Annotated in this window: 9 protein-coding genes; all 9 read right to left on the bottom strand. The window is 28.7% G+C overall.

The genetic code is table 11. The annotated features are described in order from the left end of the window. Positions 1 to 155: 155 nt before the first annotated feature. Positions 156 to 341 carry a hypothetical protein gene (locus tag WA327_RS14815; protein ID WP_299036134.1) on the bottom strand — a complete coding sequence of 62 codons (186 nt, stop codon included), beginning with the start codon at positions 339 to 341 and terminating at the stop codon, positions 156 to 158. Between the two features lie 267 nt (positions 342 to 608). Continuing rightward, positions 609 to 815, bottom strand: coding sequence for a hypothetical protein (locus WA327_RS14810; protein WP_336071012.1), 207 nt, complete (start codon positions 813 to 815; stop codon positions 609 to 611). Positions 816 to 827: 12 nt separating this feature from the next. Beyond that, positions 828 to 1295 carry a tetratricopeptide repeat protein gene (locus WA327_RS14805; RefSeq protein WP_336071011.1) on the bottom strand — a complete coding sequence of 156 codons (468 nt, stop codon included), beginning with the start codon at positions 1293 to 1295 and terminating at the stop codon, positions 828 to 830. A gap of 6 nt (positions 1296 to 1301) precedes the next feature. Continuing rightward, on the bottom strand, positions 1302 to 1853 hold the full coding sequence (locus WA327_RS14800; protein ID WP_336071009.1) for a hypothetical protein: 552 nt from the start codon (positions 1851 to 1853) through the stop codon (positions 1302 to 1304). A gap of 131 nt (positions 1854 to 1984) precedes the next feature. Next, positions 1985 to 2848, bottom strand: coding sequence for a class I SAM-dependent methyltransferase (locus tag WA327_RS14795; protein ID WP_225571446.1), 864 nt, complete (start codon positions 2846 to 2848; stop codon positions 1985 to 1987). 799 nt (positions 2849 to 3647) lie between these two features. Beyond that, positions 3648 to 5249 (bottom strand): AAA family ATPase, encoded by a 1602-nt coding sequence (locus tag WA327_RS14790; protein WP_336071007.1) that lies wholly within the window; start codon positions 5247 to 5249, stop codon positions 3648 to 3650. A gap of 4 nt (positions 5250 to 5253) precedes the next feature. Next, entirely contained in the window at positions 5254 to 5892 is a 639-nt protein-coding gene (locus WA327_RS14785; RefSeq protein ID WP_336071005.1) for a hypothetical protein, read from the bottom strand. Between the two features lies 1 nt (position 5893). Continuing rightward, positions 5894 to 8107, bottom strand: a complete 2214-nt coding sequence (locus WA327_RS14780; RefSeq protein WP_336071003.1) for a PIN domain-containing protein — start codon at positions 8105 to 8107, stop codon at positions 5894 to 5896. Continuing rightward, positions 8100 to 11861 carry an AAA domain-containing protein gene (locus WA327_RS14775; protein ID WP_336071002.1) on the bottom strand — a complete coding sequence of 1254 codons (3762 nt, stop codon included), beginning with the start codon at positions 11859 to 11861 and terminating at the stop codon, positions 8100 to 8102. The genes WA327_RS14780 and WA327_RS14775 overlap by 8 nt, the downstream gene beginning before the upstream one ends. Between the last annotated feature and the right edge of the window lie 922 nt (positions 11862 to 12783).

The following is a 12783-nucleotide window of genomic DNA, read 5'->3' as shown; positions in this document are numbered from 1 at the left end:
CAATGAATTTCCGTAGGAAATTCAGCCGCAATTGAATTTATACATTGTTGGTTACAGTTATATTTCAGTTTTCTGCTACTCAATTCCACGTTTTATTCCGCAATTTTGGAATTCGATAGAGTAGAAGTAATCAATTCACGTTTTTTAAACTCCAATTAGTTATTTTCTTTTTTCTTTATATCTCTTATAGTTAACAACATTGCTGCAATCAGCAGTATATTTGAAATAATTCCAGTAAAAGGACCTTTTTTAAGGTTGTCAAAATCTAATTCAGCAATATTTAATATCATAAGAATGATACTTGCAATAAGTACGAAATAAACTACATAAATTCTTTTCATTTCCTTTGCTTTTATTTCTTTTTTAAACTCAGTTTCCGTTATACTTTTTGCGCAAAGTTCCGCTGTTTTTAAAGTTCAGAATTCGCACAATTTTCACACTTAGTTTTTAATTCCGCTATTGTAACCAACGTTGTTGTATAAGATTAGTTGCGTGTTTTAAGCACTAAAGTTAGCAAATAAATCACAAATAGAAAGTCCGCGAGGACTTTCGTAAGTAGGCTATAACTAGTAATTAATTTTATACGGTGTTGGCAATAGTAATTTTCCTCAATTTTCTTTTCTTTCAAATTTCTCACAAGAATCATTTAATTGTTTTATAGATTCGATTTGTGCTTTTGGAATACCATTTTCGTTTTTTGTTTGGTCATTATTTTCATAGTTTTTTACTAATAAACAATAACCTGCTGTTCCTTCCCAACTTTGAAACATTCCAGATATAAATAGGTTTCTACAATTTCCGCATATTTTTTTCACTATTTCTTTTTTTTATATTCTACATCCTAACTCTTTTGCTTTTGCTAAATCTAATTCGCCATCAGTTTTTTGGTTAAGTTTAATTTTGCAAATTCCTCTGTTATAAAATGCAGATGAAAATTTAGGTTTTTCCACTATTGCTTTAGTGAAATCTGTTATTGCTCCTTTATAGTCTTTTAGATATAATTTTGCACGACCCCTATTATGAAATGAGTTTACAAAATAATAATCCATAACATTTTTTGGATTAAGCTCTACAGCCTTATTGAAATCTAAAATTGCACCAGAATAATCTTTTATATGCATTTTAACAAATGCTCTATTATAATATGGAATGGCATAGTTTGGACAAGCTTTTGTGGCTTTATTGAAATCCTTAATCGCACCATCATAGTCTTTTAAATTTGATTTTTCAACACCATTTTTAAAATATTCTGTTGCTATAACCTGTTGTTTGTTATTCCTTGTTTCTGAATTCATATTTTATTATCTACCTACAATTGGCTTTATTTTATTCTGTAGTTGTTTTTCAACTATAGAGGATATTGTTGTGTAATTATTTAAATTACATAGTTTTATGTACTTTAATCTGAATAATTCCTCACTCAAATTATATCGTTGTTTTAGCTTAAGAGCAGAAGGTGCTTTTCCAATATTAGAATCAATATGTTCATTTATTCTCTTTTTCATATTTTCTGACTTTCCTAAATATAGAGGAATCCAATTTAGTTTTTCATTTGAATAGGTTTTTAATCTTGATTTACTGATGTTCGGCGCCCAATTTTGAGAGTAATTATGCTTAGGTATTTTAAAGTTATTTTTGAACTCTATAATCCAGTCCTGAAAAAAAAGTGATTTTGAATTTTTTATTTCAAACAAGTATATTCCTTTCGTTTTATTTAACTTATCAAAATTAATTTCTTTTTTACCACTTAATCTAAATTCGGTAAATTCAATAAAATCCTTAGCCTCGAATTGTTTTTCGAGTTTTTCAATTTGTAGGGTAAAGTCATTGTCGATTTTAATTAATCTATCCATTTTTCCTTTTATTATTGCCAACGGTCTTGTATAACAATCAGTTGCGGGTTGGTTAAAAACTAAGATAGCTAAAATTACCGACTTTTATGCTTGCGCGGTTGTGTCCGCAGGACACAAAGCCGCAATTGTTGTTATACGGTGTTAGCAGCTGGTTTTTTCTCCGTTTTCTTAAGTAAATAAAAGTTTTCGTTTAAAATTAATTCTTTACTTTGATTAATATTATTTTCATATTTTTTTGAAAGACTAAAGTAATCTTGATGATCAATTAACTTATAATTTTCCTTTGATTGATAATACTGATTTTCGATAGTTTGATAATCACTTTCGGTTGTCTTTGAAACTTTTTTATTGAAAAAATCCAGTAAATTTTGAAATGCTTTGGTATCTTTTATTGTTTCTTGAAATGATGCGCTTCCAATATAATCATCACTCTTTTGAATGGTATCGAAAAAATTAAACAAATCGTTTGTTTCTTCTCTAGTTAGAAAAAACAGAACACCTTCGATAAGAATAAATGTTGATTTATTCCCTTTTATGGACTGAATTTTAGAAAATAATCCTTGTTTATAGTTTTTACTGAAATCAACACCTATAAAATGAATATTTCTTTCCGGAACTATATTTTTCTGTTGCCACTCTTTTATTTGAGTTTTTTTATAATTAATTATTTCCGGTTTATCAATTTCAATATGAACAATTTTTTCGTCTACTAGAAATGGATACATACTAAATCCACTTCCAAAATTTATTACCACTTCAATTTGTTGATTTTGGATTAAATCTTTAATCGTATCTAAGAAGTATCGGTTTCGAAGGCAATGAGTAAATGTTTCTTCTGATGAAACTTGATCAAGATATTCTTTAATCCAATTTTCTGTAGTAGAATTCTGCCATAATTTAGCAAAATAATCCTGACTTAAATTTTCGTCAAAAGCTCTAAAAGTTGATGTTACAAATGCTGTTTCGTGTATTTTTATATTTTCTTCTTTACTCATATTTTTTTCAACTTGCTGCTAACGGTTTGGTATAGATTTAGTTGCGGCTTAAAATCCGAAGGATTTTCAGCATTAAGCAACTAAGATAGTAAATTGGTATGAATTTCCGAAAGGAAATTCAGTAGCAATTGAATATATACCTTGTTAACTACAGTATTGTGTTGATTTATGAGATTCAGCTGGCGAAATTGTAAAGAGAAAACTTGTTTTTATTCCGCTTTATTTTCACGTAACATTCCGTTTTGTCGTTTCAGTTTTTAAGTTTCAGTTCCATTTTGAGCGACAGAATTCGACCGCAATTTATTCAATTCCGCACGAGTCTGTTTTAGAGTTCAGTTCCGTTTTTACATTTTTAAATTCAGATCCGTAACAGGCTAAAATTCTGTTTTCAATTTTTTTAGAGTTACGTTGCTAAAACTCCGCACAAATTGAGCGTTTTTTGTTGATGCAATATTGTAGTTAACGGTCTGGTATATGAAAAGTAGCGGATTTTATTCACTAACTTTTCGGTTTATAATAGACTTCTAATTTATTCATTTTGTTTCGATTAAGTACTTCAACCGCTATTTTTTATATACGTTGTTGTAAGTAGTGCTTTTTTTATTTAATTTGGTTCTCTTATGTTTAATTTAGTTCAAAACTAGCGTTGGCAAGACATACTTTTTTGTAATTTTGGGCTTGTGTGTTGGCTGAAGCGAATTGCAAATGTGTATGGCCTTAAGCGTTGGCTTTGCATTCAATTCATATTCTTTTTAGTCCTTTTGTTTTTCAGTCAGTATATTTTCATAAGGTTTGTATTCTAAAATATATCTTCTTCCTTTTCTCTTTTTGTCAATGTTTGAGTTTTAGTTTCATCTTTCTTTAAATCTTCTTTATCCGTATCAGAACTTGCTGGTCTAGCTCTAGTTGATGCCCAATCTCTTAACCCGTCAATTTTATTTTTCATTGTAATTGCAAGTGGAACAATTGCTTTGGCAGATTCAATTAGATGCGATAATTTAATTGCTGGTTCTTCATTGTTTTCAATATATGCCTTAAACATTGCTTCTTTTACAGTTTCTTCAATTTCAGCTCCATTAAAATATTTAGATTCTTCAATTATTGGATTGAAGTCAGTTATATTTGATTGATTATTTTTCTTGAGATGAATTTCAAATATATTTTTCCTTTCTTTTTTTGTTGGTAAGTCTATAAAAAAGATTTCATCAAAACGACCTTTTCTTAAAAGTTCAGGTGGAAGATTACTAATGTTATTGGCAGTTGCAACTACAAAAACTGGTTTCGTTTTTTCTTGCATCCAAGTTAAAATTGTTGAAAACACTCTTGAATTTGTGCCCCCATCTTTTTCGCCACCACCAGAACTTAATCCTTTTTCAATTTCATCTATCCACAAAACACAAGGCGCAATTGCTTCTGCTGTCATTATAGCATTTCTTATGTTGTTTTCACTACTACCAACTTCTGATTGAAATACTTTACCTATGTCTAATTTTAATAATGGTTGATTCCATTCTGTTGCGATTGCCTTTGCTGTTAAACTTTTTCCAGTTCCAGGAACACCTAAAAGCAACATCCCTTTTGGTTCTTTTAAACCAAATACTTTCGCCTTTCTTTCAAATGCTTTGCTTCTTTGTTTCAACCATATTTTTAAACTGTCTAAGCCACCAACACTTGAATCTAAATTTTCTGTTGTATGATAATAATCTAGAATTCCACTTTTCTTTATTATTTGTTCTTTTTCGCTTGCTATAATTCTAATTGCATCTTTACTATTTAGACCAACTTTTTCTTTTGCTAGGCGAAAAGCCAAATCAGCTTCAACATCTGTTAATCCTGCACCTGCATCAAGAATTAGGTTTTTTAAATCCTCGTTTATATTTTCTTCTCTAATTATTACATTCAGCCTTTTTTCTAAATCATTTTTGTCAGGTAAAGGCATATTTAGAACTGTCACATATTTTTCTAATTCAATAGGTAGTTTGAAAAATGGGGAAAGCAACAATAAGTGTTTGTTTAGTGCTTTAAAATATTGTGTTAGTTTTCTTAATTGTACCACAAATTTTTCATCTCGAAACTGTTTATGTGCGTCTTCAAATATGAAAATCTCTTTTGATTCTTGGTTCTCATTATTACCTTTTAACAAAAATTCAAGAAAAGAATCAGGGTTTTTAGTTTCGCCATTATTAGGATGTTTCTCGACTTTATCTAATCTATTTGAATTTTCATCTTTCTTGTGGATTTGTAAACCATCAACAATATCCCAAGTGCTAAATGTATATCCTTTTCTAAAGGCTGTGCTTCTAACTTTTTGAATTATGCGTCCATATTCAGGTGATGTTAGATAAATTAGTGGATAATTAGCGTCAAGCATATATTTTAAATCTTCAAATGATTTTTCCATTGTTTTATTTTTTTGCTATGATTTTATTTGAAGCACTACAGTAAGACTTGTTTTTATATCTTACAGGTATTTCTTTTCTTTTTATTTCTATTCCTTCTCTTCTAGTATTTCCAAATGACTTTTCTATTCCTTCCATTGCTTTATCTGCTAATTCGTGAACATCATATGGAATATAGTTTGAGTCAGAAATTATAGTTCCATCTTTTAGAATTGTAAATTCTATTTCAGTTCGTTTTTCATCTTCATTTTCTAGTTTAGAATAACCAACCATAAAAAACCTCTCTTTCACTTCTGCATTTGGTTCAAAATCGTAGTCTTTTTTTAAAGAGAACCCAACACTTTCAAATTCTGTAAGAATCGTCTTTTTTGCGTATTCTACATTTAAAGTAAAAAACTCACTCTGTAATTCTTTAATTAATTCTTTTCCATTTTTTAAGTAGTAACTGTTATAAGTAACTGTTCCATTTTTAATTTTTATTGCGTATTCTCCGTGAAGATTTGTATTTGGAATTTTAGTAACAACAACTTCGTTATTACTTTTAATTTCATAATCCCAATTAAATTTTTTAACTGCTTCGATAAAAACCTCTGTTTTAAATACTTGAGGATTTTTTAGGAAAGTGGATGTTTCAAAACAAGACATATTATCGTTTTTTTCTATGGTTTGTTCTACTTCTTTTGCTAAGTGAAAGTAAAGATGTTAGTTCATCAATTGTTTTAGCAGGTATATCTAACATTTCTGCCTTAATCTGCAAGCCTTTATCATTAGTTAAGAGTATTGGATTTCTTTTTTTATATTGTAATGCAACGGATAAAATTTTATTATCAGGTGATTTTTTATCTAAATCATCAGGTAAGTTGTCAACTTTGCTTGTATTGAAGCTTATGTTTTTCTTTTTTTGATGTTTGCGTATTTCTCGAATTGCATCTTGCGCTTTCTCTTTAGTTTCACTTCTGTTTTTTAAACTATCAAGTTCATCGATAACTTTAGCAGAGAAAATAATGTTTTGAAGTGAATCAATAACGTCTATTATTTTTGGTTCCTCTATTAGAATGTTTGTATCAATAATTATTGATTTCCTCTTTTTTATTAGTTCAAACTCTTTCTCTTTGAGTAAAAGCTTTTTTTCTAAGTCCAGAAACAAAGTTGATTCTAGCTCTTCAACTTTTTCTTTCTCTTTATTTATTTTTGATTTTAAAGTTTTAAAATTTCTTTCATCAGACAAGTCTAAACTTTTAAGTTCTTCTATCATTGAATTAATAAAAGATTCCATTTTTTTATTTCTAGCATTTCTCACAGCATTTAGCAATGCTATTTTATTCTCTTTTATTTCACTTAAAATTAAATTATGTTCAGTAACATCATAAAAAGGTCTTATCTTAAAGTCAATATCCTCAATTTCTTTAGTGCTATAATTAGATAGGTCATCACTATTAATTTTTTCAGCAATTAGAGAGTCGATTTCATTACTTATATTTTCCACATATTCATCAGCAAAATCTCGTCTAAAAGAATCAATGTGCTCTTTGATTTCTACATTGGTATGTTTTCTAACGAATTGATATTTGATTGATTTACCACTTATATTTAAAGGGAAACTCTCTTTTTTGTATATAGATGTTTTATTCGATTTTTCAGCTATAACATTAAATTCATCGATGTTGCCAATTATTAAATATGAATTTAAAGTTTCCGAAACCTTCCTTTTAAACTCTTCTAATTCGGTTTCTAAATCATCATTAATAGGAAGATAGATAAAAAGGTATTTATCATTAATGTCTTTAATGATTTTAGATAAAGTTTCAATCAATAATTTTGAGACCTTATTAAACATTAACCAAACTTCGGTTTCTGAATTATTGATGATTGTATCTAATTTATCAATAAACATAAAAGGTTCAATAAATCTTAGTTTATTGATATTATTAGCGATTTCTTCTGAAATATTTTTATTCTCAGCTATTATCCTTTCAATTTCTTTTTGAGATTTAAGTAGCTCTTTTCTATATAAAAAATCATCAGAATTTGGATTTTGATAAAAACTATATTTTTGTAGAATTTGAAAAAATAAACTGTCTGTCTTTTCTTTATTTTCACTTAAATATGTAGAAAAATAGTCATTGATTGTTTTCGAATATTCTTCGTAAACAAGAGTTCTGTATTTCCCAGAACTTGCATCAATTAAAAAAACAGCATATAATGTTGCTGATTTATGCTCTTTCTCAATAAGAACAGAATCCTTAAAAGAATTCATTCTTTTAATATTATAAATTTCAGGTATTTGATTTCCGGCAAATGATTTTAATAGTTGTTCATCCTTATAATTAATACTTGTATTAATTGAATTTTCTTCGGTATTAACGCTTTTTAAAAACTCAAAATTATCTTTTGCTATTGAATGGTCGTCATTTGTATTGTCAAAATATAATTCAAACTGCTTATTTGTATGAACTTTAAATTTTTTACTTTTTTGAAAATATTCTTTTCCTATATCTGTCAATTGACAATAAGAATAAGAATTATCTCCAGTAGTTATCATATCAAATTCTTCTAAACTTTGTAAAGCCTCTTTCAATATTTCATATTCGGCAAAGTCTTTATATTTTTTTTGAATTGGATTGTCTAATACATTAAATCCTAAAATTTCGCCTATTTCTTCAAAACTTAATGAGTTTTCAATATTTAGTAAACCACAAATAGTCTTGTCAAATAATGTGAATTCAACTGCTTCTGTACAAGTTGCAGAATACTTTGCTTTTGTAAAGAACCATTCAAAAGGTTGATAACCAAGATATATTTCAGTTAGTTTTTTATCTTGTTCAATAGCTTTAAATATGTTGTAGTCTAAATTATTCATCATCACCAAATTCTTTTTTTAAGTCTTTAAAATCAACAACAATACCTTCGTTTTTGATTGTGTCAATTACATTTTTATAAATTTGGTTTCCATTTTTATCTTTAAACCTGTAAAACATATTTTTATTTCCAACAACTATTAATAAACGTTTGGCTCTTGATAGTGCTACATTTAATCGTTTAGGTGATTTAGCAAAACCAATATCTTTATTCGTTTTTGTTATTCCGTTTTCTATCTTTTTATCACTCCTTACAGTTGAAACAATAATGATGTTTCTTTCCATACCTTGAAACTTATCGACAGTATTTAATCGAACTGGTATATTATATTTGTTTCTTGCTTTTAAGGCAACTTCTTTTAGTTTTGAAACTTGATGTCCGTAAAAACTAATTAAACCAATTTCTTTTTCTTCTTGAATTTTATTTTGGTCATTACTGTTTTCCCAATGTTTCATATACTCTTCAAATCCATTTGATTTTTTAAGAAGTTTTATGACTAACTCTACAGCTTCAATTTCATAATTATTTATTCTTGATGTTCCGCTTAATTCTTCTGGCTCATCCACATTAACCCAGATAGTATGAATATCTGGATTTATAAAATTATTAAGTAAAAATCCGTGATGTCTAGAAAATGGATTATTTAGATTTGGGTCATTTGCGCTTTCCTTTATCGGTTTTCCTGGTTCTAAACCACCTTCATCCAAGTAAAATTGTTTAATTACATTGTTAATTTTTGGATGCATTCTATATTGTTCATTAAATGTAGATTTAATGGTTGTTGAAACTTTAGGGTGCATTATTAATCGTTCAAACTGAGAAGTTTCTACAAAGTCTTTATCAATTTCAGATGCCAATTCTTTTGCTTCTGTTGTTTCAAGTGATTCTAATGTTTCTTTAAAAGTTTTGTCGTGAAGCATTGGTGGTAATTGTCTATGGTCGCCAATAATAATATTTTTGCGTCCAAAACACATTGGTAGTAATAATTCTGGTGGTGTTGCTTTACTTGCTTCATCTGTTATTACTGTGTCAAACACAATAGGCTTTAAAAAAGTTGTATTTCTGTTATTAATCATTGAGCCATATTTAAAGTAGGAATTAGCAAGTTTCTCTGCACTTTTAATATCTTTTCCGTTTCGAAGAAAAACTCTAATTATTTTTTCTTTTGAAACCTCTCCACTAATTGATTTGATCATACCTTCATTGGAAACAGATGTACGATACCACTTGTATTGTTGTCCAACATCAATATTGTCTGTTTGATTTTCAATATTGAAAATTCGTTGGTAATCTGCTCCGAAATTGGGACTTCCAGCGGAACTACTTGTACTACCAACTACATTCGCATATTTAAAGTATTTATCCTTAAATAAGGTTTTCATTTCTTTGTCAGGTTGAGCCATTTCAAAAGCCCAATCTTTCATAATGTCACTATATTTTGGATTAGATTGTTGAGAATTGTTCGCAATTCTTCGCATCCATAACTGAACAGAATTATTGTAAAAATCTTCTTCAACTATTTCAACATCATCTTCCTCTAGAACTTCATTTTCATAATCATCATCCGTTTCAAATTTTTCGTCAACCCATTTCATTATGCGTTCAAACGCATACTTTTTTCCTTCTTCCTCAAACTTACTAGCTCTTCCAAAACGTATTGGTTTTACTAGTGTATGATATTTATTTAGTAATTTTTCTAATGCGTTATCTACAGCAAGATTTGTTTCAGAAGTTAAAAGAATTTTTTGTTCCTGATTAACTCTTACCATTTGCCAAATCATTTCTGCAATTACTGTAGTTTTACCAGTTCCTGGTGGACCTTGAAGTAATGCTAAATCTGTACAATTTAAAGCAGATAAAACAGCTTTTCTTTGAGAATCGTTTAAAGTTAGTAATTCGTGTCTTTTTAATTCATTCCATTCTTCCTCACCCTTTGATAGGTTTCTATAAATTTCTTCAGCTTTTGAACTATCAAAAATAAAATCCTTAATTTTTACGTTAACAGGTTTTAAGTCTAATCCTTCTTTTGGATTAGTAATTTTATTCATTGCTTCATTTAGCCAAGATATTTTTGCTTGGTCGCCTCTTAAATTGGGTGTTACAAATTTTATTTTTGGTTCTTCCTCAATAAACTTGAAGAACTTATCTGTTTGACGTTTATCATCTGACCATTTGTAAGGTAAGTTGAAAACGTAATGGTTATAGTCTGAATTTCTACCATTTAGATTTCCAATTACAACCTGTCTTTTTTTGTATTCAAATTTATCACCTCTATCAATGTAGAATTCTGAACCAGCTATCTGTCTTGTTTTATCCAAAAACTCTTCTTTTTTAGATTTTTTAGCTATGATGTCAATTTTTACTTTGAATTTAAAATCTTCATTTAATGGCGAGAGCATAATATTAAATCTATTTAAAGATTTTATTTTCTCGTATTTTAATTTTAAATCTGAATAATTGATAAATTCAAAAGCGACAGTTTGTTGGGACTCACTAACATTTATGTCAAAATCGAATGAATAAAACTCTCGTTTTATTTCAGTCCAAAAAGTATTTTTAAATGTTGAATTCTCAAACCTTATTGGTTCGTTAACTCTTGATTGGTCGAATTGTAAATATACTTTTGACTTAACTTTTTCTTTACCAAAAATTGAGATTAACTCTTGGTACATTTTTTTAAGACTATCAATATCATTATGCTTTCGTGAAAAAACATTGTGTCTTAATCGTCTCAATAAGTGGTCGCTAATATTTAAGTTCTTGTCTAATTTTATATTGCAATGCCAATCAATTTCAAATTCAGCTCCATAACTTTTAAAGTAAAATTGCTCTAAAAACATTTTATCTATGACCTCTTGTTTTTGAGATAAATTGTTTATATAAACACTAATTGTATCGCTATTGTTTGAAACTATAAAACGATTGTTAAACGTTTCACTAATTTTATTTGATATTGAAAAAGGCGTGATTTTGAGTACACAAGTAATTTGTTTGTTCCTTTCGAGTATGGTTGTAAAATCTTTTTTTATAACTCTATCTAGGACATCACTAATATCCTTAAATCTCAAAAACAGGCTTCCATCTGGATTTATTCTTTCGTTTAGATTGAAAGGTTCTTTAGAAATTATCTTTTCAATACTTTTAAACTCTGGATTTTCTTCTTGTTTTAACTTAACTCGAAATTGATAGAGTGATTCGTGAATTTGAATTGGTTGGTCATATTTGACTATTTCTACTGGTTGAGAATTTTTATTAAGAATGAGCTGTTGTGCTTCAATCCATTTATCCCAAATTTCTTGTTGATTTTCAATTTCTGATTTTGGCGAAATTTCAAGATTGCAGATTTTTCTATATAAATCTTCTAATTCTCTTGGTGAGCGATAGGGCTTTTTAAAGTCAATTAATTTTACAGTACAATTTTCAGTAACAGTATATTCATCTGAATTGAGTTGTTGAAGTTCAGATATTACATTTTTTGATTTTTGATTTATTATTGTTTTGTAGTCGAAAGTTTGCTCTTGCCATTTTAGAACTAATTCTATTTGCTTGTTTTCAATTTGAAAAGTTACTTTATGCTCGTCTTCATTTTTCTTTTGAAAGAAGCATTTTATTGATTTGTTTTCAATCCATCTTTTTAATTCTTCAAAACTTCCTCGATTTTGTTTATCAAGAACTCTTACTGATTTGTTTTCAAATCTTATTATTAGTTCTATTGGTTCGTCATCGAAAATATCTTCATTATTATGGTATGCCATTCATTCTCTTTTTATTAATTCTATTGAGCGTTGGCTAAAAACAGCTCTTTTATTTTTTTCAGCGTTGGCATTGCGCGTTGGCAAAAAAATGAATGTGCTGTTTGTGCGTTGGCTTTTTTAGTTCAAATGTTTAATTTTATTTCGATTTCCGCATTACTTACAACGTTAGCGTATAAATTTCAGTTGCGGAAAATCGGCACGATTTTCCGTTGAAGCTGAAAGATAGAAAATTGCAATGAATTTCCGTAGGAAATTCAGCCGCAATTGAATTTATACAATGTTGGTTGCAGTTATATTTCAGTTTTTTGAGATTCACTCAGCGTTTTTTTTGCGTTCAGCTATTCAATTCCACGTTTTGATTCCGCAATTTTGGAATTCGATAGAGTAGCAGTAATCAATTCACGTTTTTTAAATTCCGCTCAAGTTGATTTCTGCGCACAGTTCCGTTTTACATTTTTCAATTCAGCGTTACGTTTCGGTCTCGAGTTTTAAATTCAGTTTCTGCGCAAAGTTCCGCTATTTTCAAAGTTCAGAATTCACACGATTTATACGTTTAGTTTTTAATTCCGCTATTGCAACCAACGTTAGCGTATAAATTTCAGTTGCGGAAAATCGGCACGATTTTCCGATTGAGTTGAAAGATAGAAAATTGCAATGAATTTCCGTAGGAAATTCAGCCGCAATTGAATTTATACATTGTTGGTTACAGTTATATTTCAGTTTTTAAAGGTTCATTCAGAGTTTGTTTTGCGTTTTGCTATTCAATTCCACGTTATGATTCCGCAATTTTGGAATTCGATAGAGTAGCAGTAATCAATTCACGTTTTTCAAATTCCGCTCAAGTTGATTTCTGCGCACAATTCCGTTTTACATTTTTCAATTCAGCGTTACGTTTCGGATTCGAGTATTAAATTCAGTTTCG

This window comes from Mesoflavibacter sp. CH_XMU1404-2, assembly GCF_037029465.1.
Taxonomy (GTDB): Bacteria; Bacteroidota; Bacteroidia; order Flavobacteriales; family Flavobacteriaceae; genus Mesoflavibacter.
This window is presented reverse-complemented; position numbering and strand designations above follow the sequence as displayed.